Source organism: Janthinobacterium sp., from assembly GCF_009923995.1.
GTDB lineage: Bacteria > Pseudomonadota > Gammaproteobacteria > Burkholderiales > Burkholderiaceae_D > Janthinobacterium.
Map to the genome: position 1 here is coordinate 126,742 of NZ_RFSK01000008.1, position 25,398 is coordinate 152,139.

Consider the following 25,398-nt stretch of genomic DNA (forward strand, 5'->3'; position numbering starts at 1 on the left):
AACACCGCATGTTGTGTTTATTGGAGGTTTCATGACGACAAACGCAGTTCCCACCCCGCGCGGCCAGGTCGATGTCGCCGCATCCATCAATGAATACCTGGAGCGGCGCGACTGGCGCGTGAACGCCAACGCCAACCAGGGCTATTCGCTGGGCGGCCTGATCCTCAATGTATCGGGCAAGGTCATCGCCAACTACTGGCTGGACCAGGTCTATCCGCCGGACGTGGGCGCGGCCCACCGCGAAGCGGCCCTGCACATCCACGACCTCGACATGCTGGCCGGCTACTGCGCCGGCTGGTCGCTGCGCACCCTGCTGCACGAAGGCTTGAACGGCGTGCCGGGCAAGATCGAGTCAGGCCCGCCGAAACACATGTCGAGCGCCATCGGCCAGATCGTCAACTTCCTCGGCACCCTGCAAAACGAATGGGCCGGCGCGCAGGCCTTCAGTTCCTTCGATACCTACATGGCGCCGTTCATCCGCCAGGACAGCCTGCGCTACGAAGACGTGCGCCAGTACATGCAGGAGCTGATCTTCAACCTCAACGTGCCGTCGCGCTGGGGCACGCAGACGCCGTTCACCAACCTCACCTTCGACTGGGTCTGCCCGGACGACCTGCGCGAACAGGTGCCCGTCATCGCCGGCCGGGAGATGGACTTCCGCTATGGCGAGCTGCAGGCGGAGATGGACATGATCAACCGCGCCTACATCGAGATCATGATGGCGGGCGATGCCAGGGGCCGCGTGTTCACCTTTCCCATCCCCACCTACAACATCACCGAGGATTTCGACTGGCACAGCGAGAATGCGCAACGCCTGTTCGAGATGACGGCCCGCTACGGCCTGCCCTACTTCCAGAATTTCATCAATTCGGAACTCAAGCCGAACATGATCCGCTCGATGTGCTGCCGTTTGCAGCTGGACCTGCGCGAACTGCTGAAACGGGGCAATGGCCTGTTCGGGTCCGCCGAGCAGACGGGTTCCCTGGGCGTGGTGACGATCAACTGCGCGCGCCTGGGTCATTTGTGGCGCGGCGACGAGCCGGCCCTGCTGGCGGACCTGGACCGTCTGCTGGAACTGGGCAAGACCAGCCTGGAAATCAAGCGCCGCACCATCGAGGACCTGATGCAGCAAGGCCTGTTTCCCTACACGAAGCGCTACCTGGGCACCCTGCGCAACCACTTTTCCACCCTGGGCGTGAACGGCATCAACGAGATGATCCGCAATTTCAGCGGCGACGCCCATGACATCACGACGCCCGAAGGCCATGCGCTGGCCGTGCGCCTGCTCGACCACGTGCGCACCCGCATGCTGCAATTCCAGGAAGAGACGGGCCATATGTATAACCTGGAAGCGACGCCGGCCGAAGGCACGACCTACCGCTTCGCGCGCGAAGACCGCAAGCGCTATCCCGCCATCGTGCAGGCGGGAACGCCCGACAACCCGTACTACACGAATTCCTCGCAGCTGCCCGTGGGCCACACGGACGACCCGTTCGAGGCGCTGGAGCTGCAGGACGCGCTGCAGCGCAAGTACACGGGCGGCACCGTGCTGCACCTGTACATGACGGAAGCGCTGTCGGACGCCAACGCCTGCCGCGAACTGGTGAAGCGCGCCCTGAGCCGCTTTTCGCTGCCCTACATCACCGTCACGCCCACCTTTTCCATCTGCCCGCGCCACGGCTACCTGGCCGGCAAGCACGAATTCTGCCCCACCTGCGACGCGGAGCTGATCGCCCGCAAGCAGGCCCACCCTGTTCCATCATTGGAGGAAACACCATGAATGCACGTCCCGACTTCACTCCCGCCATCACCCTGCTCGATACGGAACGCCAGCGCTGCGAAATCTGGACCCGCGTGATGGGCTACCACCGACCCGTCGCCTCGTTCAACATCGGCAAGCAGGGCGAATTCCACGAGCGCCAGTATTTTACGGAAGCGAGCGCCAAGGTCGGCCAGCCCGCCTGCCATGGCGGCTGAACTGAAAGTGGGCGGCCTGACGCCCTTTTCCGCCAGCGACTATCCGGGCAAGCTGGCCGCCGTCGTCTTCGTGCAGGGCTGCCCCTGGCGTTGCGGCTATTGCCACAATCCCCATCTGCAGCCGCGCACGCGGGACGGCGCCATGCCCTGGCGCGACGTGCTGGCCTGGCTGCGCCGCAGGGTGGGCCTCGTCGACGCCGTCGTCTTCAGCGGCGGCGAGGCGTGCATGGACCCGGGCCTGGCGCAGGCCATGCTGGACGCCCGGGCGCTGGGTTTCGGCATCGGCCTGCACACGGCCTGCATCTACCCCCAGCGCCTGCAGGAAGTGCTGCCCCTCGTCGACTGGGTAGGTTTCGACATCAAGGCGCCGTTCGCCGACTATCGTCTTGTGACCCGCGTGGCGGGCAGCGGCGACCCGGCGCGCGCCTGCCTGGACGCCATCCTCGCCAGCGGCGTCGCCCATGAATGCCGCACCACCGTGCACCCGGACCTGCTGCCGGACGCACAGCTGCTGGCCCTGGCCGCCACCCTGGCCGCCAGCGGCGTCCAGCACTATGTGCTGCAGCAGTTCCGGCCCGACGGCTGCCTGGATGCGGCGCTGGCGGGCCGCCCCCTGCACGGCTATCCGGCGGAGCGCACCCTGGCGCAAATCGGCGCCATGTTTCCCCGTTTTACATTCCGTAATCATGGCAATGAAGCCGGCAGCCACATAATTTCGGAAAGCCCCGCAAAATTACCCGTTCTGCAACGCTGAAATGGCTTGCGTGCTGTAATGTATCAACTGTGCCGCGCACCACGCGCGGCCCGTTTGCTCCCTCATTCAGCATTACAGATAAGCGTCATCCATGAACGATTTCACCGCAGTCAGCCCAGGCACCACCGTCCCCCACCATGCCGACATCCTGTACGGCCCGCCGCGACCGGATTTGCTGCGCGAGGAAGTGCTGGCCGACCTGCTCGAAGCGACGGCCCGCCGCTGCCCCCAGCAAATTGCCCTGATCGACGGCGAACGCCGCATCAGCTACGCCGAACTCGATGCGCAGGCCAGCCTGGCCGCGGCCCGCCTGGTGGCCGCCGGCGTCAAGCCCGGCGACATCGTGGGCCTGTGGCTGCCGCGCGGCGCCCCCCTGCTGCTGATGCAGGCGGCGATTGCCAAGGCGGGCGCCGCCTGGCTGCCCGTCGACGAGGACACGCCCGTCGAGCGCCTGCAGGTGTGCCTGGACGATGCCAATGGCGCGGGCGTCGTCAGCTGCGCGCAGTTCGCGCCGCGCCTGGCGGAGGCCGGCGTGGGCCGCCCCGTATGGACGGCGGAAAGCCTGCTGGCGCCCGCCGCGCCGGGCGAACACCTGCCCGCGCGCGGCAAAGTCAAGCCCGAAGACCCCGCCTACGTGATCTACACGTCCGGCTCGACGGGCAAACCCAAGGGCATATTGATTTCCCAGCGCAGCATCTGCCACTTCCTGCGCAGCGAAAACGCCGTGCTGGAAGTAACGCAAGCCGATACCGTCTACCAGGGCTTTTCCGTCGCCTTCGACATGTCGTTCGAGGAAATCTGGATCGCCTACCTGGTGGGCGCCACCCTGTGGCTGGGGCCGAAGGAAATCTCGGGCGACCCGGAAGCGCTGCCACGGGCGCTGGCCGCCAACCACGTCACGGTGCTGCACGCCGTGCCGACCCTGCTGGCCCTGTTCGCCGAAGACGTACCGAGCCTGCGCCTGATCAACCTGGGCGGCGAGATGTGCCCGGAGTCGCTCGTCGAACGGTGGTCGCGCCCGGGCCGCGCCATGTTCAACACCTACGGCCCCACCGAGGCGACTGTCTCGTGCAGCCTGGCGCGATTGCGCCCCGGCGAGCCCGTCACCATCGGCACGCCGCTGCCCAACTATGGCCTGCTGGTGCTGCAGGTGGCCGAAGCGGGAGAAAACCGTCCCTTGACCCTGCTGCCACGGGGCGAAACGGGCGAGCTGTGCATCATCGGCCCCGGCCTGGCCGAGGGCTACCTGGGCCGGCCCGACCTGACGGTGGAAAAATTCCTGCCCAATCCGTGGGCGACCAGCGAAGATGACGCCCGCCTGTACCGCACGGGCGACCTGGCGCGCATCGATGCGGACGGCCAGGTGCTGTGCCTGGGCCGCGCCGACGACCAGGTGAAAATCCGCGGCTTCCGCGTGGAGCTGGGCGAGATCGAAGCCGTGCTGGCGCAGCAGGCAGGCGTGGGCACGGTGGCCGTCCTGCTGCGCAAGGATGACGGCATCGACCAGCTGGTGGCCTACATCGTCGGCAGTGACGATGCGCCCGAGGACGCGCTGGCGGCGAAAACCCTGCGCGCCGCCCTGAACCTGCATTTGCCGCCCTACATGGTGCCCGGACGCTTCGAGTTGCTGCCGCTGATGCCCCGCCTGACATCCGGCAAGATCGACCGCAAGGCCCTGAAGGCCATGCCCTTGTCCGCGCCGCCCCCGGGCGAGGCGGGTGAATCGGACGTGCCGGAGACGCCGGCCGAAGCGGCCCTGTTCGCGGCGCTGGCCAAGCTGTTCCCGGGCCAGGCGATCTTGCGCCGGCTCGACTTCTTCAGCGACCTCGGTGGCCACTCCTTCCTCGCCGCGCGCCTGGCGTCCACCCTGCGCGCCGATCCCGCCTACGCCCACATGACGGTGCGCGACATCTATCACAACCGCGAGATCGGCAAGATCGCCGCCGTGCTGGGCGAAGCGCCCGCCCTGGCCACGCCGGAAGCGGAATGGACGCCGCCATCGACCTGGAAGCGCTGGATCTGCGGCGCGGCGCAGGCGGCGGCCGTGCCGGGCCTCGTCACCCTGCGCATGGCGCAGTGGATGGCGCCGTTCTTTACCTATCACTTCTTCACGGGCGACGCGGGCGACACGGTGCCGCGCGCCATCGCCGCTTCGATCGGCGTCTTCCTGCTGGCGACCCTGGCCGAATTTGCCATCGCGATCGCCGGCAAGTGGCTGATCGCCGGGCGCCTGAAGCCGGGCAGCTACCCGCTCTGGGGCGTCACGTATTACCGCTGGTGGCTGGCCGACCGCCTGGTCGAATCGGCGCCTGCCTATCTGCTCAGCGGCTCCTCGCTGAACAGCTGGTGGCTGCGCGCCCTGGGCGCCAAGGTGGGCAAGGAAGTGGTCATCGGCTCGATGACCCTGCGCGCCCCCGACCTGCTGGCCATCGGCGACAACGTCAGCGTGGGCAATGCCGTCAACTTTGAAAACGCGCGGGTGGAGCGGGGCCGTTTGCTGCTGGGCCAGATCAGCATCGGCGACGACTGCTGCATCAGTTCCTATGCGATTTTGGAAGGCAACTCCAGCATGGGCGCGTTTGGCCACCTGGAGGGGCAATCGGCGCTGGCCGATGGCGCCACGGTGCCGGCCGGACGCGTGTACACGGGTTCGCCCGCGCGCGACATCGGTCCCTACGACCGTGCCAGCCAGCCGCCCCGCCCCGCCGTCTCGCGCCTGCGCCTGACCGGGGAAACCGTGTTCTTCTGCTTCGGCATGGTCCTGATCGCCGTGCTGTTCTTCATGCCCGTCTTCCCCAGCTTCGTGCTGATCGACTGGTTCGACGAACGCGAAATGATGCCGTGGCTGCAGGGCCGCGACGTGACGACCCAGTTGGCCCGCTACTTCCTGCTGGCCTTCCCCGCCAGCGCCGTACTGATCCTGCTCACGGCCCTGCTGTCGGCCGCCATCCGCTGGGGCGCGCTGCCGCGGCTCAAGCCCGGCATCTCGCCCGTGCACAGCAATATCTATTGCGCCAAGTGGCTCGTCAGCCACATCCAGGAATCGAGCCTGAACGTCCTGCACGGCATTTACGCCACCGTGTTCGCCCCCTACTGGTACCGCCTGCTGGGCGCCAAGGTGGGCAAGGGCGCGGAAATTTCCACGGCCCTGGGCGTGGTGCCCGACATGCTGACCTTGGGCGACGACACCTTCATCGCGGACGCCGTCATGCTGGGCGACGAGCAGATCGACGGCGGCTGGATGACCATGCGCCCCACCGTCGTCTCGCACCGCAGCTTCGTCGGCAATGGCAGCTACATCCCGGACGGCACGATGCTGCCCGAGCACGTGCTGATCGGCGTGCACACGCATGCGCCGCGCAATGAGCAGATGCACAGCGGCGACACCTGGCTGGGCTCTCCGCCCATGCACCTGCCCGCGCGCGAACAGGTCAGTGGCTTTGCCGAACACCTGACCTTCAAGCCCTCCATGCTGCGCCGCCTGGGCCGCAGCCTGATCGAGGCCTTCCGCATCGTCGCGCCGCACGCGGTGGTGATCGCCGTCGGCTACACCCTGGTGCTGGACGTGATGCCCATCGCGGGCGCCGGGCGCTGGGGCGAAGTGGTGGGCGACCTGGCCATTGCCGGCATCGCCTACGGCATCGGCAATTTCCTCGTGGTGGTGCTGTTCAAGTGGCTGCTGCTGGGACGCTACCGCAAGCATGCGGCGCCCATGTGGACGCCGTTCGTCTGGGTTTCCGAAGGCGTCACCAACCTGTACGAGGGCATCGCCGTGCCCAACTTCATGCGCTACCTGCGCGGCACGCCGTGGCTGCCGCTGGCCTTCCGCCTGATGGGCTGCAAGATCGGCCGCGGCGTCTACATGGACACGACGGACATCACGGAATTCGACTGCGTGCACATCGGCGACTACAGCGAATTGAATGCCCTGACCTGCCCGCAAACCCATTTGTTCGAAGACCGCGTGATGAAGATCGACCACGTGGACATCGGCCAGCGCGTCTACATGGGTCCGCGCAGCTCCGTGCTGTACAGCGCCAAGGTGGGCGACAATGCGCGCCTGGGTCCCTTGACCCTGGTGATGAAGGGCGAACACATCCCCGCCGGAAGCAACTGGGCGGGCTGCCCGGCTGCGCCCTTGCGCAACTGATCGCAGCTGATGGAGCATACGGTTCTGTTGTCGGGCGACGGCGTGCTGGTCATCGGCATCGCCGCCGTGCTGCCGCGCACCGAGGCGCGCCTGCGCCTGCGCGCCGCCGTGCGGGAAGCGGCGGCGCTGTGGCTGAAGATGGACATCGGGGCGATTTCGGTGGAATCGGCGCCGGGCGCCCCTCCCCGCCTGCGGCTCGATGGCCGCGGGACGGGCTTGTCATTCAGCCATGACGAGGGCATCTCGCTGGCGGCCGTCCACCTGCATGGTGCCGTCGGCATCGACGTGATGCGCGTGCAGGACATTGCCGATTGGGAGCAGGTGGCGCGCGATTACCTGGGGCCGCAGGTGGCCGTCGAGCTGGGCGCCTGCCCTGCCGACCAGCGCCCCCTGGCCCTGGCGCAGGCGTGGACGGCGCGCGAGGCGGCGCTCAAGTGTGCAGGCAGGCAGCTGGCGGAATGGGATGACATGCCACTGAATTGCAATGTACTGCCCATCGCCTTGGAGGACGGATTTGTCGCGATGCTGGCAACCCCACGGAAAACAACTGGGGTCGGACCCTGAGGGGGAATACGGTCTGATAGACCGTATTCCGATTCCGAAGGAACTGACCCCAGCTTTACGCTGTTGGGTTGACGCCCTATCAATCCTCTTTACCCTCGGCCGCCCCGCCGATCTGGACGAAAATCAGTTTTGCGATAATACTGACGAGCAGCCCCAGCACCCCGATCAATTCCAGCATGGTCTTTCCTTTGCAGTGACAGCAGACCAGCCCACTGTAGCGCGAACCCCGGGGCCAGGCTAATATCAAATCCGGCAGTCACCGATCTCGAAAAGGCATACGATTGATTTCTCTCAAACAGTTCAAGTACTTTGTCGAGATCGTCGATGCGGGCAGCTACTCGCGCGCGGCGGAAAAACTGTACATCGCGCAGTCGGCCCTGAGCCGGCAGATCAAGGAGCTGGAAGGCGAGGTGCAGGCGCTGCTGCTCACGCGCGACGCGCGCCATATCGAACTCACGCCGGCCGGCCAGGTGTTCTATGAGCGGGCCAGGCGCATCCTGGAAGACATCGAGGAAACCGTGCGCCAGACGCGCCACGTGGGACAGGGCGCGCAAGGCATCATCCGCCTGCTGCATTCGAGTTCCGTCACCCTCACGCCCGCCATCGGTGCCGTGCTGAACCGGCTGCTGGCGCAGTTTCCCGGCGTCTCGCTCGACATTTCCAAGGGTTCGTCGGAAAACCAGGCGGCCGACATCGAGGAAGGCCGCGCCGACCTGGGCCTCGTGCGCCTGCCGACCTTGCGCAAGCACGCCAACATCGTCGTGCGCGAACTGTTTGCGGAAAAGCTGGTGGTGGCCGTGTCGTCGGCCTCGCCGCTGGCATCGCTGGGCAGCACGACGATTGCCGCCCTGCGCGACGAAGCCTTCGTCTCGATACCGCACAAGGACCGGGGCGGCCTGAGCTATTTGGTGGCGGGCCTGTGCCTGGCGCAGGGTTTCTTTCCCAAGGCGGCGCGCGCCCTGTCGCGCAAGACGTCGCAGCTGAACCTGATCGAGGCGAACATGGGCATCGCCATCGTCCCGGACAGCATGCGCCTGGTGGCGCCGCCCGGCGTGCGCTTCATCGGCCTGCCCGACGAGGAATCGCATTCCATCGTGGGCCTGATCTCGCCGCGCGCGGCCAGCGGCATGGTGGCCGCATTTACGGAAGCGTTCGTGCGCGAGATGGCCGCACTGCCGGCCGTTTAGCCTTCCGCATACAGCGCCGCATCCGCGTCGCGCACGGCCGCCATCAGCAAGGCCAGCTTCATGACGTCGAGCTTGCCGTCCGTGCGCACGCGCGAGCACAGGTCGATGCCGTAGGGCCGCACCTGGCGCAGCGCGTCCATCACATTATTGGCATCGAGGCCGCCGGCCAGAAAGACGGGACGGGGACTGGCGCGCACGAAGCGCGCGCTGATGCTCCAGTCGTGCGTGCGGCCCGTGCCGCCCAGTTCAGGCACGGCCGCGCCGGGGCGGCCCGAATCGAGCAAAAAGGCATGCACGTGGGGCGCGTAGACGGGAATCAGGTCCAAGGCCTGCGGCCCTTCCACGTGGATCACCTGCACGCGCCGCACGTGGGGCAGCAGGCGCGCCAGCTCGGCCACCTCGCCCGGGTCGACATGGCCGACGATCTGCACGGTGGATGGCTGCGTGGCGCGCACGTGCTGCGCGATGGCCTGCGCCGTCGTCTCGGCGGTGAGCAGGAAGGTGGCCACGGGCGGCGGCGTCCAGGCGGCGATCTGCGCGATGCGCGCGTCGGGAATCGGGCCGGGACCGGACGGCATGGCCGCCACCAGGCCCAGCGCGTCGGCGCCGGCGGCAATGGCCAGCTGCGCTTCGTCGATGGAAGCGATGCAGCAGATCTTGATGCGGGTTCTCATGGCCTGGCGTGCTCCGTTGGGATGATCAACATTACAACACAGGGTGGCGCGCACGCCAAGGCGCGCGGTCAAGGCCGCGCGCGATTGTGTGCCAGAATGGGGCCTTGTCCACTTCCCGAGGAACCCATGGCCGACTACAAGAACCCCAGCTACGTGGCCCGCTCCATGCATCCGCGTTTCGATGAACTGACGTCGCCGGGCGAAGCCGTGCCGTATTCGGGCATCTACCGCTGCGACGGCTGCGCGCATGAAATCGTCTCCACGGAAGGCCACGTCATGCCGCCGCAAAACCACCACCAGCACAGCAGCGAGCAGGGGCCGATCCGCTGGCGCCTGATCGTCAGCCCGCGCTGATGCGGCATCGTGCTGCGGCGCAGATTGACAGGCGCCAGGTACCGGCCGATACTTGATTTTTCAGCCGCCGCCACTGGAACGCCAGCATGCGCATCGTCGATTTTGAAGTCCGCAAGGAGTGCCCGCCGCAGCTGTGCGACTGCGAGCGCGAGCGGCTGCTGCGCGATCCGCAGGCGGACATCGCCATCCTGCGCCTGAACCTGACGGAAGAAAAGCGTTTGCTCGCGCATATCGAGCACATCGGCGATTATGCGCAGCTGAAGAAGCTGCAGCAGCGCTTGCGTGACAACCTGGGCGTGGAGCTGCAGATCGCGCCCGGCAGCGGCGAAGTGCGCACCGTGCGCGGCTTCCAGATCCGCCTGCTGGAGCGGCCCGGCCTGTGCCGCAAGACCCGCGCCGCCATCCCCGCCGCCGTGCGCCGCTGCCTGGCCGCGCATCCCGAGATCGCCTTTGCGATCCTGAATGAAAACGATTTGCTGGGCGGGGCGTAAGCCTGGACTGGGGTCAGCCCCTCAACGCCGTGAGCGTCAAGCTCAGCGCCAACGTATCCGGGGGTCTGACCCCGGCTCTCGGCTGGGTGCCGTTACGCCGCGCGGATGGCAATGACCTTGCCCTTCGCTTCCCGCGCCCGCAACTGCCCGCAGCCCCCCTCCACGTCCTGTCCGGCCGAATCGCGCAGCTTGGTCAGCACGCCCCGTGCGTGCAGGGCGGCGGCGATGGCCCGCGCCTTTTCCCAGCTGGGGCGCCGGAACGGCAAGTCGGCTATGGTGTTATACGGGATCATGTTAAGCACGGCGTACTTGCCCTTCAATAGCGCCACGATGCCGTCCATCTCGTCCGCGCCATCGTTGACGCCCTCCATCAGGGTCCACTGGTACTGCACCGGGTAGCCCGTCAGGCGCGCATACGACTCGCCGAAGTCCACCAGTTCCTGCGGCGTGAGCCGGGGCGCGCGCGGCAGCAGCTGCGCGCGCAGCTCCGGCTTCGTCGTGTGCAGGGACAGCGCCAGCGCCGGCTTGACCCGCCCTTGCGGCAGGCGCTCGAAGGCGCGCGGGTCGCCCACGGTGGAAAACACGAGGTTCTTGTGGCCGATATTGCCCTCGGTGCCCAGCAGCTCGATGGCTTCCATCACATTGGCCAGGTTATGCGCGGGTTCGCCCATGCCCATGAAGACGACTTTTTTCACGGGACGCAGGGTGCGCGCCAGCACCACCTGGGCCACGATCTCGCCGCTGGTGACTTGCCGGATCAAGCCGTCGCGGCCCGTCATGCAGAACTGGCAGCCGACGGCACACCCCACCTGGCTGGAGACGCACAGGCCGTCGCGCGGCAGCAGCACGCTTTCCACCGTCTGGCCATCGTGCAGTCCCACCAGCAGGCGCGCCGAACCGTCCGCAGCGGGATGGGTGCTGAGCAGTTTCAGCATGCCCTGCAATTCGGCGTCCAGCGCGGGCAAGGCCTCGCGCACGGGCAGCGGCAGGAAATCCTCGGCGCGGCGCCGGCCCTGGTCGTGCGGCTGCGCCTGTATCCAGTCGCGCAGCACGCGCTGTTCGTGCAGGGGCTTGGCGCCCAGGGTGCGCAGGCGCTGGCGGAGATGGTCGATTTGCATGGCGTCCGAATGAAGAACGGCGCGCCGGCAAAAATGCGAGGCGCGCCGCGGATGGCAATATACGGCTTAGACTTTTTTCACGAACTCGGTTTTCAGGCTCATGGAGCCGAAACCGTCGATCTTGCAGTCGATATCGTGGTCGCTGTCGACCAGGCGGATATTCTTGACCTTGGTGCCCATCTTGACGACACCGCCGCCGCCCTTCAATTTCAAGTCCTTGATGACGCTGACCGTGTCGCCATCCTGCAGGATGTTGCCGGCCGCATCGCGGTACACGCGGGCGCCCTCTTCGACCGCCTCGCCAGCCGTGGCCGACCACTCATGCGCGCACTCGGGGCAGATCAGCTGGCTGCCGTCTTCGTACGTGAATTCGGACTTGCATTGGGGGCATGGTGGTAATGTGCTCATACTTCTCTCTGTCTGGTGAACAGCGCTGTGCTGTAAAAGCCGACATTATACCGCCTACGCCCCGCATCAGCGGGCTTTTTTCCCCATCATTATCAAGTCCGGCGCACAATCTCGATGGTGCTGTGGACGATCTCCTCGTGGATGCCGATGCGCGCGCGCAGCTGGGCGGGCGTCAGGCTGGCGTCGCGGCTGACCACCGACAGCGCACACGAGTACAGCTGCTTGCCGACCCGCCAGACGTGCAGGTCGACGATGCGCGGCGTATCGCCGCCGCTGTCCACTTCCACGGCTTCGCGGATTTCCGCCACCACGGGGTGATCCATCTCGCGGTCCAGCAAGACCTTGCCTGTGTCGAGCATCAGTTTTTTCGCCCACAGGGCCACCAGCACGGCGCCGACGATGCCCATCACGGGATCGAGCCAGCGCCAGCCATACAGCCAGGCGCCCGCCAGCGCGACGATGGCCAGCACGGACGTGGCGGCATCGGCCAGCACGTGCACGTACGCGGCCTTCATGTTCAGGTCTTCGCCGTGGCCGTGGTGGCCGTGATGATCGTGGCCGTGGTGGTCGTGGCCGTGGTGGTCGTGGCCGTGCTCATGGCCGTGGTCATGGTGGCCGCCCAGGATCAGCGCGCACACGAGGTTGACAGCCAAGCCGAAGCCGGCCACCGCCATCGCCTGCGGATAGTGGATCGCCTGCGGCGAAAACAGGCGCTCGACGGAGGCCCCCACCATCAGCACGGCCACGCCCAGCAGCAGGATGGCGCTGGTGTAGCCGGCCAGCACCTCGATCTTCCACGTGCCGAAAGCGAAGCGCGGGTCGCGCGCATAGCGGCGCGCGGCTGCATAGGCAAAGGCGGCCAGCCCGATGGCCAGCGCGTGCGAACTCATATGCCAGCCATCGGCCAGCAGGGCCATGGAGTTGTACCACCAGCCGGCGGTGATCTCCAGCGCCATGGTGGCCAGGGTGATCCACATGACGAGGCGCGCGCGGCTCTCGGCACGGCCATTGCTGCTGCCAAAAACGTGCTCGTGCTGCCAGGCGGAGAGGTCTTCGCCGAGGGGTTGCGTGTGCATGGTGTTCTCCTTATTTGAGATAGGTGCGCAGGATGCCGGCGATCTCGTCGGCGCCCCTGGCCCGTTCTTCATTGGCGATGTCGGGGCTGGCCACGTGTTCGCGCAAGTGCTCCTCGATGACTTCCGCCATCAGCCCGTTGACGGCGCCGCGCACGGCGGCGATCAGCTGCAGCACCTCGCCGCAGTCGCGCCCTTCCTCCAGTCCCCGCTCCAGGCCTTCCACCTGCCCCTTGATGCGCTTGATCCGATTCAGCAGCTTGGTCTTGTTGTGCGCCGTGTGTCCCATGTCCCGCTCCGATAAATACTATAGGGGGGTATACTATCAGAAAGCGCGCAGCCTGCGCCAGGACGCAAAAAAAGCCGCGCATCCTCGCGGATGGGCGGCCGGGCAAGCAGGCATGGGCGCTATGGCGCGGGCGGCGCGATCTTCTGCAGCTTGCTGGCCAGCGAGGCATCGGACAGCTCGCCCAGATGCGTGTCGACCAGGCGCCCTTGCGCGTCATAGAACAGGGTCGTGGGCAGGGCCGAGGAGCCGGCCGCCTTGCCCAGCGCGGCCTCGCCGTCGAGCACCACGTTGCGCAGGGCCAGGCCGGACGGCGCGAGGGAGGCGTCGATGGCGGCCGCATCCTCGCGCTGGTTCGCATACACGACAACGACATCCGCACGCGCCTGCTGCGCGGCGGCCAGCACGGGCATTTCGCGTCGGCATGGCGGGCACCAGCTGGCCCACAGGTTGACCACGATGGGCTTGCCGCCGGCCAGCGCCGCCAGGCGGGTGGACGCGCCATCCAGCGTCTGCAGCGCCACGGCCGGCAAGGCCGTCGGCTTGTCGTACGCCAGGCCCAGGCCCGCGCTCAACACGCCCCAGGCCAGCGCGCCTGCCGCCGCGCTGGCCGCCAGCGGACGGCGCATGGCCGCCATGGCGGGACGCCGGCAGCGCCAGGCGGCGATGGCCAGCGCGCCGGCGATGCCGGCCGGCGCCATGAAGCCGCCGTCGCGGATATTGAGGATGGACCAGGGCGCCGACAGATACTGCTCATGCCAGCGCAGGACGAAGGCCAGCCGCGCCGCCAGCAGCCCGGCGATCAGCATGTCGGAAACGAGGGGGCCGGCGTCGGGCAACTGGCGGTAGCGCCGCAGCCACCACGCCACGCCGTAGGCGGCGCACAGGGCGAGGAACAGCAGGACCAGGCCCGCAGGCAAGGCCAGGGGGCCAATTTGCACGGACAGCATGGACTCTTTCAATGACGTCGAATGGACGGCCATTGTGCCCGATGCGAATTAAAGGGGCGTTAAAACGGACGCTAAAACGCGGACAGCGCTTCCTTGCGCACGAAATGCATGGCTTGCGGCTGGTCCACCAGCACGCACTGCTTGCCCGTGCGCTTGCAGTGGTCGTGCACGCGCCAGTAGGCGTCGTGGCTGACGCAGCCCGTCTGGCAGATCACCAGGTCGGCGGCCACCAGGCTCGCTTCCAGGGCCGCCACGTCGTCGGCGCCGTCATCGCCGCCCGCATGGTGCAGGAAGCGCCCGCCGGCCTGCTCGATGGCTTGCTGCGCCACCTTGGCCCCTTGCGCATCGTCGCTGACGGCCCGGTCGACATACTGCCCCACGTACAGCACGGCTTTCTCGCGCACGCCGGCCAGCAGGTCGGGCTGCAGTGCGGGCTGCAGTGCAGACACGGGCGTGACGGAGGGCGATGGCACCCACTGCAGGCGCAGCAATTCACGCATCAGGTCCTGCACCCGCTCGCTGAGCCATTCGACCTTGCGCGCCAGCCGCGCCCGCGTGGGCAAGCCAGGCGCCGCGGCGGCCAGCTCGGCCAGCTCTTCGCGCGCCAGCGCCAGCTTCGTGTCGCGGATGAGCACCTGCGCCCGCGCCCGCATCAGCTGCGCTTCCAGCTGCGCGATGCGGTCGGCCTGTGCCACCTGCTCGGCCTGCATCGTGCTGCAGCGCGCCTGCGCGCGGCCGTATTCACGCAGCAGCACGCGGTGCTCGTGCGCGATGTTGTCGTCGATGTCGTACGAATTGCCCATTCTGCCCTCCTCCACTGCGCGCGGCGCACAGGCGCCCGCCCCTCTTCATCCCGTTGCATTGCATTATAAATGAGAATCATTATTATTTATCTATGCGCGTGCGCGGTGTAGGGGTATAGGCGGCGCGACGCTCGCGCCAGGCAGCGGGAGGACAGGACTGCATGCGTTGCCAGACGTCATCCTGCACCTTGCGTACCAGCGCCATGCCGTCGGGTCCCTGGCAGCCCGGCAGCCTGTTCGGCCATGCCATGCCGGCAAATAACTGGCGTCGCGGGTGGATCAGCAGCGACTGGCCCACGTCAGCGCCCGCGATCGGACTCTTGTTGACGATCAGCAGGCGCGCGCCGTCTGCAAGCACCCGCGCTTCCAGCGCGACGCCGCTGCGGTCGGCCACGTCGCGCAAGCTCCGCTCGCGCCACAACGCCTGCTCCTGGAATTGCGCCGCCGGCGGACGCTCCAGCGTGACTACGGCCCCCACGGGACCGTCGATACCGGCCTGCACGGAAAATCCCATGCGTACCTGCAAGGCGAGCGTGTAAGCCTCGTCCTTCACCTTGAGCCGGTAGCTGCCCGGACCGTCATAGATCTGCAGATCGGCCTGGCGATACGCCGGCTGCACGCACTGGCCATACTCATACGCGAGCACGTCCAGGAACGGCGGCGTGCTGGCGGCGGACGTCGCCACCGCGGGCGCAAGGGTGGCGCACAGGGCCAGGGCTGCCGCGGCGTGTTTGTTTGTGGTCATGGGGCTTGCGTTTGCGACGGAAGGGGCGAAGACCGCACTGTATCGTAAGGGGGGCGGCGCACGGGTGGCTGGAGGGGTGGGCTGCGTTTGTGTTTGCGTTTGCGTTTGCGTTTGCGTTTGCGCTGGCTGCTACGGCCTGAGATGAGGGGACGGCGTTGGCCGCTGCGCGGCCAACGGCCGCGCGCAGCGCGGTGGTTGGGCGATTCGGAGAGGGCCGGGCCGGCACGGCCCAGCCCTTCGAATCCCACCGTTCCGTCCAGACAAATAAAAAAGCCTCCCGCAGGGGAGGCTTTTTTATTTGATTCTGGCGGAGACGGTGGGATTCGAACCCACGATACAGGTATAAGCCGTATGCATCCTTAGCAGGGATGTGCCTTCGGCCACTCGGCCACGTCTCCTAGCTGATTACTCAACTATGTCTCTGTAGCTAACTGCGCTGCAGCGACGAACGTCATAATATCGATTGCCCCCCCTTTGGTCAAGGGCGTGGGGCAATATTTTTACATTTTTAAGCTTTTTCCAGCTCGAACGCTTTATGCAGCGCGCGCACGGCCAGTTCCATGTACTTTTCATCGATCAGCACGGAAATCTTGATCTCGGACGTGGAGATCATCATGATGTTGATGCCCTCTTCCGACAGGGTGCGGAACATCTGCGAAGCGACGCCCACGTGGCTACGCATGCCCACGCCGACGACGGACAATTTCGACACTTTCGCGTCGCCCGTGATGCTGGCCGCGCCCAGCGATTCGCGGTTCGCTTCCAGCACGGCCAGGGCGCGCGCATATTCGCCGCGCGAGACGGTGAAGGTGAAGTCCGTTTTACCGTCGACCGACTGATTCTGTATGATCATGTCGACTTCGATGTTCGCGTCCGCCACCGGTCCCAGGATGTGGTAGGCCACGCCTGGACGGTCGGGCACGCCGAGCACGGTGATTTTGGCTTCATCGCGGTTGAAGGCGATGCCGGAGATGACTGCTTGTTCCATGTTTGTATCTTCCTCAAACGAAATCAGGGTGCCTGAATTGGCTTCTATTTCCAGCGGCAACATCGGGTCGGTCAGCGACGACAGCACGCGCGTGGGCACGCGGTAGTTGCCGGCGAATTCCACCGAACGCGTCTGCAGCACTTTGGAGCCCAGCGAAGCCAGTTCCAGCATTTCTTCAAAGGTGATGGTCTTCAGGCGGCGCGCCTCGGAGACCACGCGCGGGTCGGTCGTGTAGACGCCGTCGACGTCCGTGAAGATCAGGCACTCGGCCGCCTTCATGGCGGCGGCGATGGCCACGGCCGACGTGTCGGAACCGCCGCGGCCCAGGGTCGCGATGTTGTCGTGTTCGTCGACGCCCTGGAAACCGGTAATGATGACAATCTTGCCCGCATCGAGGTCGCGTTTGACTTTTTCGTCATCGATCGACTGGATGCGTGCCTTGGTAAAGGCGGAATCGGTCTTGATCGCGACTTGCCAGCCAGCATAGGATACGGCTTGTTTGCCGATCGCCAGCAGTGCCATCGACAATAGGCCGACGGACACCTGTTCGCCTGTCGAGGCGATCATGTCAAGTTCACGGGGATCGGGTTGATCCATGATTTCCTTGGCCAGTCCAATCAGGCGGTTCGTTTCGCCCGACATGGCGGATGGCACCACCACGATTTGATGCCCAGCGTCGTGCCACTTGGCAACGCGCTTGGCGACATTCTTGATACGGTCAGTCGAGCCCATCGACGTACCGCCATATTTGTGGACGATTAAAGCCATAAGAGTGAAGTTTCCGCTCAAGAAGAATAAAAAAGGAGGGCTTTACTCTACATGCCGCAATGCAAAATAACAAGCTAAAAAGCGCATTAGCTCATACCAATTACACATATGGAAATAACCAATTCATGCAGTCCAGCTGGCTTGTACAGCCGTCCGCCGGCCACCTTGCAAGTGGCCGTGGCAGCGGCTCCTGCGCTCAGCAGGACTGCCAGCGCAGGGTGATGCGGGGACGATCCAGCAAGCTCAGGCAATGACAGTCGAGGCCAATACCAGCCGCATACAGCAATTGTTGCGCCGCACAGACAAGAGGCAGGCGTTCACGCTCCCAGGCGGGCACGTCGAACGCCTGGTAATGGTATTTCAAGCTCTTCGTGGGACGGTTCAGGGCCAGCTTCAGGCGCTCGCCGCCCTGGCGGAAATCAATCGTCAAAGTCTGTGCTTGCAGCCAGGCAACATCGATGCCCTGCCCGCCCTCTTCCACCGTATCGAAGTGCAGCACGCCGCCATATGCGGGAAACGCGAGGCTGGCCTCGCCTTTCCAGGTGAACTCCTGGCTGACCTTTTCCAGGCCGGGAATGCCCGCGTCGTCACGCTCGCGCATGCCGGCCAGGTCACCGAGTTTCGGCGTCAGATATAAGCGGTCGCGGTGGCGCCGCACGTGGCAATCGGGATGCGTCACCAGCAGTTGCGCGTCGGGCCGCGCTTCCAGCAGCTGCGCCAGCATTTCCACCAGCCACGCCGTCGACGGCATGCGCAAGCCGCGCGTGCCGAACCAGTGGCGCAGCAGGTTGTAGCAGCGGTCCGCGCTCAGCGCGCGCAATTTCGCCAGCTCGATGCACTCGCCGTCCAGGCAGGCGGTCAGGTCCTGCGTCGCCAGTTCCGTCAGCAGGCGCTGCGCCGATTGCGCATGCTGGGCGCTGCGGGCGAAACGCTCCTGGAAACCGGGAAAGGCCTGCGCCAGCACGGGCATCACCTGGTGCCGCAGGGCATTGCGGGCAAAGCGGGGATCGTCGTTCGATTCGTCATGGATATGCGCGATGGCGTGCTTCGCCACGTACGCTTCAAGTTGCCTGCGCGACACGGGCAGCAATGGCCGCGCCATCACCAGGTCAGGATTACCCAGCAGTTCGGGCGCGCTGTTGGCGCCATCCATGCCGGACAGGCCTGCCGTGCCGGAACCGCGCAGCAACTGCAGCAGCACCGTTTCGGCCTGGTCATCCTGGTGGTGGGCCGTCAGCAGCAGGCGCACGCCATGCGCGGCGCACAGCTCGCCCAGGGCCGCGTAACGACGCTTGCGGGCCGCCTCTTCCGTGCCCGTCTTCGCGTTCGTCTCCACCGTCACGCGGCGCGCCTCGAAAGGCAGGCCCAGAGCCGCACACGCGTGCTCGCAGTGGGCCAGCCACGCATCCGCGTTCGGACTCAGGCCGTGGTGCACGTGGAAGGCATGCAGGGCGATGCCCTGCTCCTGCGCCCAGGCATGCGCCAGATGCAGCAGGGCCGCGGAATCGAGGCCGCCGCTCAGGGCGATGCCGACGGCGCCGCCGGCTGGCGGCGCGCAGGTGTCCAGCGCGCGGGCAAAGATATCGGCGACGGTGGCGGTTTGTTGCTTTTTCAATTCGGACTCCGGGAATGCAAAGAGGGACAGGTGGATAGCCGAGTGTGTTCGGCTACCTGCCTGTCCCTGGTGTTTGATGCTTGCTTTAACCCAAGACCTTAACTGCCGGGGTCAGACCCTGAGGGTCTGACCCCGGACTCTGCCGTTGGGTTTCAACAAATTACTCGCTCGGCGTGGTTTCCTTGAACTTGCCGTAGCTCAACAGCTTTTCATGGCGCGCGGCCAGCAGGTCCTTGGTTTTCATGCCGTGGAACTGGCGCAGGGTGTCGGCCAGCGCGCGTTTCAGCAAGGTGGCCATCTGTTTCGGATCGCGGTGGGCGCCGCCCAGCGGTTCGTTGATGATCTTGTCGATCAGGCCCATGGCTTTCAGGCGATGCGCCGTCAGGCCCAGCGCTTCGGCCGCGTCGGAGGCGCGCTCGGCGCTCTTCCACAGGATGGAGGCGCAGCCTTCCGGCGAGATCACGGCATAGGTCGAGTATTGCAGCATCAGCACGGCATCGCCCACGGCGATGGCCAGCGCACCGCCGGAACCGCCTTCACCGATGATGGTGGCGATCAGCGGCACTTTCAGTTCCGCCATCACGTACAGGTTGTGGCCGATGGCTTCCGACTGGCCGCGCTCTTCCGCGTCGATGCCGGGGAAGGCGCCTGGCGTATCGACGAAGGTAAAGATCGGCAAGTTGAACTTTTCCGCCACTTTCATCAGGCGCATGGCCTTGCGGTAGCCTTCCGGCTTCGGCATGCCGAAATTGCGCATGGCGCGCTCTTTCGTGTCGCGGCCCTTCTGGTGGCCGATGACCATGCACGGCTGGCCGTTGAAGCGGGCCAGGCCGCCCACGACGGACAGGTCGTCCGCGTAGCTGCGGTCGCCATGCAATTCGTGGAAATCGGTAAAGATTTCATTCACGTAATCCATGGTGTAGGGGCGCTGCGGGTGGCGCGCGATCTGCGCCACTTGCCAAGGCGTCAGCTTGGCGTAGATATCCTTGGTCAGCTGCTGGCTCTTCTTGGCCAGGCGGTCGATCTCTTCCGAGATGTCGACGGCCGAATCGTCTTGCACGAAGCGCAACTCTTCGATCTTGGAATCGAGTTCCGCGATCGGCTGTTCAAAATTGAGGAAAGTCGTTTTAGTCATTGTACCTCCAGGTTTTACCGGCCACGGCGCCAGGGCGCGCGGCGTCATCTATGTTTATTTTACCGTACCGGCTGGTGCGCCGGGGGCTGCATCGGGTGCGGCAGGGGCGGCTGCAGGGTCGAGACTGCGCCACAAATACCACGTCGCCACGGTGCGCCACGGTTCCCAATTGGCGGAAACTTCGCGCGCATCGCTGCGGGAAACTGGTTCGCCGGAGAAGTAATTGACGCTGATGCCCTGGATCAAACCGGGGTCGTCGAGCGGCAAGACGTTCGGTCGCAGCAGATTAAATATCAAAAACATCTCGGCTGTCCAGCGGCCGATGCCGCGGATCTGCACCAGCTCGGCGATGACGGCTTCGTCATCCATCTGGTCCCACTGGCTGGCGTGCACGCGCTTGGCCTTGAAATGGTCGGCCAGGTCGAGGATGTATTCGGTCTTGCGTTTGGACAAACCACAGGCGGACAACTGCTCGGCGCCCGCCTTCAGCACTTGCGAGGGCGTGCATTTCGGGCAAGCCAGCAGCAGCTTTTTCCAGGCAGCATCAGCCGCCTTGGGCGTGATCTGCTGCCCCACCAGCGAACGGGCCAGGGTGGTAAACGGGTCGCTATGGCCAACCAGGTGCAGGTCGCCAAATTGCGGGATGAGCTTTTTCATGATGCGGTCGCGCTTCATCAGCTCGATCTTCGCCTCTTCCCAGTAATGCGGCACCTGGATCACCTGCGCCGCCACCGGGGCTTCCCCGTTGTCCCTGGACGTCGCCATCATGCGCGGCGCCAGTTGGTCGAGCCGTCAGGCTTGTCTTCGAGAATGATGCCCGCAGCCAACAATTCGGCGCGGATCTTGTCGGACTGGGCAAAGTCGCGCGCCTTTTTCGCCGCGCTGCGGGCCGCGATGGCCGCTTCGATGCCGGCCGCCTCGTCGACGCCACCGGCGGCGGCGCCGACGGTGGCTTGCAGGAATTGCTGCGGCGTGCGCTCGAGCAAGCCGAACACGCCCGCCAGGCCCTTCAACTGGCGCGCCAGGGCGGGCGACTTGCTCTTGTTGACTTCCGTCGCCAGGTCGAACAGGGCGGCCACGGCCAGCGGCGTGTTGAAATCGTCGTCCATGGCTTCGCGCACGCGCACGGCATGGGCTTCGCTCCAGTCGATGGCGCCCTCTTCCACGGCCACGTCGGCCAGCGCCGTGTACAGGCGCGTGAGGGACAGGCGCGCGTCGTCCAGGTGCACGTCCGAGTAATTCAGGGGGCTGCGGTAGTGCGCGCGCAGGATGAAGAAGCGGATCACTTCGGCATCGAACTTTTGCAGCACTTCGCGGATGGTGAAGAAGTTGCCCAGCGACTTGGACATCTTTTCATTGTCCAGGCGCACGAAGCCGTTATGGATCCAGTAATTCACGCTCGTATGGCCGAACGCGCCTTCGGACTGGGCGATCTCGTTTTCGTGGTGCGGGAATTGCAGGTCCGCGCCGCCGCCGTGAATGTCGAATTGTTCGCCGAGCAAGGCGCACGACATGGCCGAGCACTCGATATGCCAGCCCGGGCGGCCCTTGCCCCACTTCGAATCCCATTTGACTTCTTCCGGCTCCGCCTCCTTCGACGACTTCCACAGGACGAAGTCGAGCGGATCGCGCTTGCCCGTGTTCACGTCCACGCGCTCGCCCGCGCGCAGGTCGTCGAGCGACTTGCCCGACAGCTTGCCGTAGTGGGGGAAATTGCGCACGGCATAGTTCACGTCGCCATCCGCGCCCTGATAGGCCAGGTCCTTCGCTTCCAGCTGCTCGATCAGGCGCAGCATCTGCGGCACGTATTCGGTGGCGCGCGGCGTGTGGTCGGGCGTCAAGATGCCCAGCGCGGCCGTGTCTTCATCCATGTAGCGGGTGAAACGCGTCGTCAGCTGCGAAATCGTCTCGCCGTTTTCCACGGCGCGGCGGATGATCTTGTCGTCGATGTCCGTAATGTTGCGCACATAGGTGACGTCGAAGCCCGAGGCCTTGAGCCAGCGGTAGATGACGTCGAACGCCATCATCATGCGCGCATGGCCGATATGGCAATAATCGTAGATGGTCATGCCGCAGACGTACATGCGTACCTTGCCAGCTTCCATCGGGACGAATACCTGCTTCTCGCGAGCCAGGGTGTTGTAAATCTTTAGATTGCTCATCGTACTTTGCAAGTGGAGCGGCCGCCAGCCAGGCAAAACGACAGACAGGCGCGGACACCGGGGGTGCCGCGCCACTGAACTGCCGTGTGCGCCAAGACGGGACGACCCGCTGTATTGTTGTTCTTGTTTGTTAGAATTAGGGCGTTAGCGGTCAAGTATAACATTGATAAAAACCATACTGGCCCGATATGAATCAGGTTTTTACGATGTTCAACCGAATTTTCATTTCTTTACAATTAAAGCAAGTTTAGAGAAAAATAACGATTAAGGACGCCTTCATGCAAGAAACCAAACCGCAGCGCCTGTCTTTCCTGGCCCGCTTCTGCACCCTGTTTGCCGGCCTGACCCTGGGCAGCGCCGTCGTGGCAGCCGCACCGGCGGCCCCCATCGATCCCACGCCCCACGTGGCCCTGAAAACCAGCATGGGCGAGATCGTGCTGGAACTGGACCAGGAAAAAGCGCCGAAGAGCGTCGCCAATTTCTTGCAGTATGTCAAAAGCGGATACTACAAGGGCACCGTGTTTCACCGCGTCATCGATGGCTTCATGATACAGGGCGGCGGCTTCGACAAGAACATGAAGCAGAAAGCGACGAAAGCACCGATCAAGAGCGAATCGCAAAATGGCTTGCCCAACGTCACCTACAGCATCGCCATGGCGCGCTCGGGCGACCCGCATTCGGCCACCTCGCAATTCTTTATCAACGTCAATGACAACGGCGCGCTCGACTATCCTGGCCGCGACGGCTTCGGCTACACGGTGTTCGGCAAAGTGGTCAAAGGCATGGACGTGGTCGACAAGATCAAGGCCGTGCCCGTGGCCGACAAGGGCCCGCACCAGAACGTGCCCGTCACGCCCGTGGTGATCGAATCGGCGACTTTACTCAAGACAGCGCCCGCAAAACTGTAAAATAGCGTTTTTGCCGCCGTGGCATGCCTCGGCCCCAAATCAATTTTTCATCCAATTTATTAAGGATCATCATGACCTCCGTCATCATCACCACCAATCTGGGCAAGATCACCGCTGAACTGGACGCCGACAAAGCGCCGAAAACGGTGGCCAATTTCCTGGCTTACATGAAAGCTGGTCACTACGACAACACGATTTTCCACCGCGTCATCGACGGCTTCATGATCCAGGGCGGCGGTTTCGAGCCAGGCATGAAACAGAAGCCAGCCGACGCCACCGTGGAAAACGAAGCCAAGAACGGCCTGAAAAACGACAGCTACACCCTGGCCATGGCCCGCACGTCGGACCCGCACTCGGCATCGGCCCAGTTCTTCATCAACATCCAGAACAACAGCTTCCTGGACTACCCAGGCCAGGACGGCTGGGGCTACGCCGTGTTCGGTAAAGTGACGGACGGCAAGGAAGTCGTCGATGCCATCCGCGCCGTGAAAACCTCGCGCGCCGGCATGTTCGCCGACGTGCCAGTGACCGATGTCATCATCGAGAAAGTAGAAGCCGCTTAAGGTAGCCCTGCAAACCTGCTGCGCAGCCCACTGCCGGGTTTCCGTTGCTCGCTGTACCCAAGGTACGGCTCCGCGACTCGACCCGGCATCGGGCTTGCTCGCTACGGTTTTCAGAGCCGCCTTCAACAATTCATTCCATACACCAAACAAGCCAGGCAGCAATCATGCGTCCCGCAAGCAAGCAGTCCCTTCACTACGGGAGCGTTGAACGATGACAATGCCTGCCGCACTCTTCATTTCCGACCTGCACCTGCAGAGCTCGCACCCGCGCACCAGCGCGGCGTTTCTGTCTTTCCTGGAACACCATGCGCAATATGCGCAAGCACTGTATCTATTAGGCGACCTGTTCGAATACTGGGCCGGCGACGATGACCTGGAAGATCCGTTCAATGCGCGCATGACGGCCGCCATCCGCGCCGTCAGCGATGCGGGCGTGCACGTCTACTGGATCGCCGGCAACCGCGACTTCCTCGTCGGCTCCGGCTTTGCCGCCGCCGCCGGCGCCACCCTGCTCAGCGAACCGCACGTGGCCACCATCGCCGGCCGGCGCATCGTCCTGCTGCACGGCGACGCCGAATGCACGAAAGACGTCCAGTACATGGAATTTCGCGCCATGGTGCGCCAACCTGCCTGGCAACAGCAGTTCCTGTCCATGCCGCTGGCGCAGCGCAAGGCCATCATCGACGGCTTGCGCCAGAGCAGCCGCGCGCACAATGGTGAAAAAACCATGGACATCATGGATGTCACGCCCGATGCCGTCGCCCAGGTATTTGCCGAACACGCCAGCACCGTCATGATCCACGGCCATACGCATCGCCCTGCCCTGCATCAGGTCGGCAATACCTTGCGCTATGTCTTGCCGGACTGGGAGTGCGACGTGACGCCGCCGGAGCAACCGCGCGGCGGCTGGATCGCCATCGATGCGCGCGGCAACATCACGCGCCACGACCTCGACGGCAATATCATCGACTAGGCGTGCGCCGACCCCGCTGCGGGCGTTTGTCCGATAGCCGCGCCCGCCTGGATTTGCTGTAATCGTGCCATGCACACCGTTTACATCGGCACGGCCGGCTGGAGCATTTCCAGCGCGGCCGCCAGCCACTTCCCGCCCGATGGCAGCCACCTGCAGCGCTACGCCCAGGTGCTGCACTGCGTGGAGATCAATACATCTTTCTACCGCTCGCACCAGAGCGCCACGTATGCGCGCTGGGCCGCCAGCGTCCCCGGACACTTCCGTTTCAGCGTGAAATTGCCTCGCCGCATCACGCACGAATTGCGTTTGCGCAATTGCGCCGTGGAACTGGACCGCTTTGCGGCAGAGGTCATGCATCTGGGAAATAAACTGGGCTGTGTTCTCGTGCAGCTGCCGCCCAGCCTGCGCCTCGAAGCGGACGTGACCGCCGCATTTTTCAGTGCGCTGCGCCAGCGCTTCGATGGCATGCTGGCTTGCGAGGCGCGCCATCCCAGCTGGTTTGATGCGCCAGCCACCGAACTGCTGGGCGCAAGCCGCATCACGCGCGTGCGCGCCGATCCGCCCGCCGGCCAGCCGGGGCCGCACGTGCCGACGACGGACGCGGCGTATCTGCGCCTGCACGGCAGCCCGCGGATTTACTATTCCGACTATGCCGCCCCTTGCCTGGCCGCCCTGGCCGCCGAACTGCGCGCGCCGGCGCGGGCGGACAGCTGGTGCATCTTCGACAACACGGCGGCCGGCGCGGCCCTGTC

Annotated in this window: 25 protein-coding genes and 1 tRNA gene; 12 read left to right on the top strand and 14 right to left on the bottom strand. The window is 65.1% G+C overall.

All coding sequences use genetic code 11. From position 1 onward, the window contains the following. The first annotated feature begins 31 nt into the window (after window positions 1–31). From EBS11_RS06570 to EBS11_RS06595, 6 genes are all read left to right on the top strand, one after another. Window positions 32–1,780: a ribonucleoside triphosphate reductase gene (locus tag EBS11_RS06570; RefSeq protein WP_290601437.1), complete on the top strand. Its 1,749-nt coding sequence runs from the start codon at window positions 32–34 to the stop codon at window positions 1,778–1,780. Further along, the gene (gene nrdD / locus EBS11_RS06575; protein ID WP_290601438.1) at window positions 1,777–1,977 is read left to right on the top strand and encodes an anaerobic ribonucleoside-triphosphate reductase; all 201 of its coding nucleotides are present in this window, start codon (window positions 1,777–1,779) and stop codon (window positions 1,975–1,977) included. Before EBS11_RS06570 ends, nrdD begins: the two co-directional genes overlap by 4 nt. Beyond that, a complete protein-coding gene (locus EBS11_RS06580) occupies window positions 1,967–2,731 on the top strand; it encodes an anaerobic ribonucleoside-triphosphate reductase activating protein (protein WP_290601439.1) in 765 nt (254 codons plus the stop codon). Before nrdD ends, EBS11_RS06580 begins: the two co-directional genes overlap by 11 nt. A 91-nt stretch (window positions 2,732–2,822) precedes the next feature. After that, window positions 2,823–6,881 (top strand): Pls/PosA family non-ribosomal peptide synthetase, encoded by a 4,059-nt coding sequence (locus EBS11_RS06585; protein ID WP_290601440.1) that lies wholly within the window; start codon window positions 2,823–2,825, stop codon window positions 6,879–6,881. A 9-nt stretch (window positions 6,882–6,890) separates the two neighbouring features. Continuing rightward, window positions 6,891–7,445, top strand: coding sequence for a 4'-phosphopantetheinyl transferase superfamily protein (locus EBS11_RS06590; protein ID WP_290601441.1), 555 nt, complete (start codon window positions 6,891–6,893; stop codon window positions 7,443–7,445). Window positions 7,446–7,726: 281 nt separating this feature from the next. Further along, the gene (locus EBS11_RS06595) at window positions 7,727–8,632 is read left to right on the top strand and encodes a LysR family transcriptional regulator (RefSeq protein ID WP_290601442.1); all 906 of its coding nucleotides are present in this window, start codon (window positions 7,727–7,729) and stop codon (window positions 8,630–8,632) included. On the opposite strand, the gene EBS11_RS06600 is transcribed toward EBS11_RS06595, so the two are convergent. Then, the gene (locus EBS11_RS06600; RefSeq protein WP_290601443.1) at window positions 8,629–9,306 is read right to left on the bottom strand and encodes a phosphoribosylanthranilate isomerase; all 678 of its coding nucleotides are present in this window, start codon (window positions 9,304–9,306) and stop codon (window positions 8,629–8,631) included. The genes EBS11_RS06595 and EBS11_RS06600 overlap by 4 nt on opposite strands. Window positions 9,307–9,432: 126 nt before the next feature. Between EBS11_RS06600 and EBS11_RS06605 the strand changes: the two genes are divergently transcribed. Both EBS11_RS06605 and EBS11_RS06610 read left to right on the top strand, forming a co-directional pair. Then, window positions 9,433–9,660 (top strand): hypothetical protein, encoded by a 228-nt coding sequence (locus EBS11_RS06605; RefSeq protein WP_077402374.1) that lies wholly within the window; start codon window positions 9,433–9,435, stop codon window positions 9,658–9,660. An 86-nt stretch (window positions 9,661–9,746) separates the two neighbouring features. Further along, entirely contained in the window at window positions 9,747–10,151 is a 405-nt protein-coding gene (locus EBS11_RS06610; protein ID WP_290601445.1) for a hypothetical protein, read from the top strand. Between the two features lie 92 nt (window positions 10,152–10,243). On the opposite strand, the gene EBS11_RS06615 is transcribed toward EBS11_RS06610, so the two are convergent. The 13 genes from EBS11_RS06615 to cysS all read right to left on the bottom strand — a co-directional run bounded on the left by EBS11_RS06615 (window position 10,244) and on the right by cysS (window position 22,202). Further along, window positions 10,244–11,269 (bottom strand): RNA methyltransferase, encoded by a 1,026-nt coding sequence (locus EBS11_RS06615; RefSeq protein ID WP_290601447.1) that lies wholly within the window; start codon window positions 11,267–11,269, stop codon window positions 10,244–10,246. A 66-nt stretch (window positions 11,270–11,335) separates the two neighbouring features. Beyond that, window positions 11,336–11,677: a zinc ribbon domain-containing protein YjdM gene (locus tag EBS11_RS06620; protein ID WP_290601448.1), complete on the bottom strand. Its 342-nt coding sequence runs from the start codon at window positions 11,675–11,677 to the stop codon at window positions 11,336–11,338. A gap of 92 nt (window positions 11,678–11,769) precedes the next feature. Then, window positions 11,770–12,753, bottom strand: coding sequence for a CDF family Co(II)/Ni(II) efflux transporter DmeF (gene dmeF / locus EBS11_RS06625; protein WP_290601449.1), 984 nt, complete (start codon window positions 12,751–12,753; stop codon window positions 11,770–11,772). Between the two features lie 10 nt (window positions 12,754–12,763). After that, window positions 12,764–13,039: a metal/formaldehyde-sensitive transcriptional repressor gene (locus tag EBS11_RS06630; RefSeq protein WP_290601450.1), complete on the bottom strand. Its 276-nt coding sequence runs from the start codon at window positions 13,037–13,039 to the stop codon at window positions 12,764–12,766. A gap of 119 nt (window positions 13,040–13,158) precedes the next feature. Beyond that, window positions 13,159–13,986, bottom strand: coding sequence for a TlpA disulfide reductase family protein (locus tag EBS11_RS06635; protein ID WP_290601451.1), 828 nt, complete (start codon window positions 13,984–13,986; stop codon window positions 13,159–13,161). A 71-nt stretch (window positions 13,987–14,057) separates the two neighbouring features. Next, a complete protein-coding gene (locus tag EBS11_RS06640) occupies window positions 14,058–14,789 on the bottom strand; it encodes a DUF2325 domain-containing protein (protein ID WP_290601453.1) in 732 nt (243 codons plus the stop codon). Between the two features lie 82 nt (window positions 14,790–14,871). Next, complete coding sequence (locus EBS11_RS06645) at window positions 14,872–15,534, bottom strand: hypothetical protein (RefSeq protein ID WP_290601454.1); 663 nt, start codon at window positions 15,532–15,534, stop codon at window positions 14,872–14,874. Between the two features lie 305 nt (window positions 15,535–15,839). Beyond that, window positions 15,840–15,932 (bottom strand) — tRNA-Ser (locus EBS11_RS06650). A gap of 110 nt (window positions 15,933–16,042) precedes the next feature. Continuing rightward, on the bottom strand, window positions 16,043–17,290 hold the full coding sequence (locus EBS11_RS06655) for an aspartate kinase (RefSeq protein WP_034784049.1): 1,248 nt from the start codon (window positions 17,288–17,290) through the stop codon (window positions 16,043–16,045). A 196-nt stretch (window positions 17,291–17,486) separates the two neighbouring features. Beyond that, window positions 17,487–18,905: a tRNA lysidine(34) synthetase TilS gene (gene tilS / locus EBS11_RS06660; RefSeq protein ID WP_290601461.1), complete on the bottom strand. Its 1,419-nt coding sequence runs from the start codon at window positions 18,903–18,905 to the stop codon at window positions 17,487–17,489. 160 nt (window positions 18,906–19,065) lie between these two features. Next, on the bottom strand, window positions 19,066–20,040 hold the full coding sequence (locus EBS11_RS06665; RefSeq protein WP_034756951.1) for an acetyl-CoA carboxylase carboxyltransferase subunit alpha: 975 nt from the start codon (window positions 20,038–20,040) through the stop codon (window positions 19,066–19,068). Window positions 20,041–20,094: 54 nt separating this feature from the next. Further along, entirely contained in the window at window positions 20,095–20,805 is a 711-nt protein-coding gene (locus EBS11_RS06670; protein ID WP_290601479.1) for a DNA-3-methyladenine glycosylase 2 family protein, read from the bottom strand. Next, window positions 20,805–22,202: a cysteine--tRNA ligase gene (gene cysS, locus EBS11_RS06675; protein WP_290601470.1), complete on the bottom strand. Its 1,398-nt coding sequence runs from the start codon at window positions 22,200–22,202 to the stop codon at window positions 20,805–20,807. The genes EBS11_RS06670 and cysS overlap by 1 nt, the downstream gene beginning before the upstream one ends. 278 nt (window positions 22,203–22,480) lie before the next feature. Here cysS and EBS11_RS06680 point away from each other — a divergent pair, with 278 nt between their 5' ends. The 4 genes from EBS11_RS06680 to EBS11_RS06695 form a co-directional block, all read left to right on the top strand. After that, window positions 22,481–23,110, top strand: a complete 630-nt coding sequence (locus EBS11_RS06680) for a peptidylprolyl isomerase (RefSeq protein WP_290601471.1) — start codon at window positions 22,481–22,483, stop codon at window positions 23,108–23,110. A gap of 71 nt (window positions 23,111–23,181) precedes the next feature. Next, complete coding sequence (locus EBS11_RS06685; protein ID WP_290601472.1) at window positions 23,182–23,673, top strand: peptidylprolyl isomerase; 492 nt, start codon at window positions 23,182–23,184, stop codon at window positions 23,671–23,673. Window positions 23,674–23,890: 217 nt separating this feature from the next. After that, complete coding sequence (locus tag EBS11_RS06690; protein WP_290601481.1) at window positions 23,891–24,646, top strand: UDP-2,3-diacylglucosamine diphosphatase; 756 nt, start codon at window positions 23,891–23,893, stop codon at window positions 24,644–24,646. Between the two features lie 69 nt (window positions 24,647–24,715). Beyond that, the coding region (locus EBS11_RS06695; protein WP_290601473.1) for a DUF72 domain-containing protein at window positions 24,716–25,398 on the top strand (683 nt) is incomplete at its 3' end.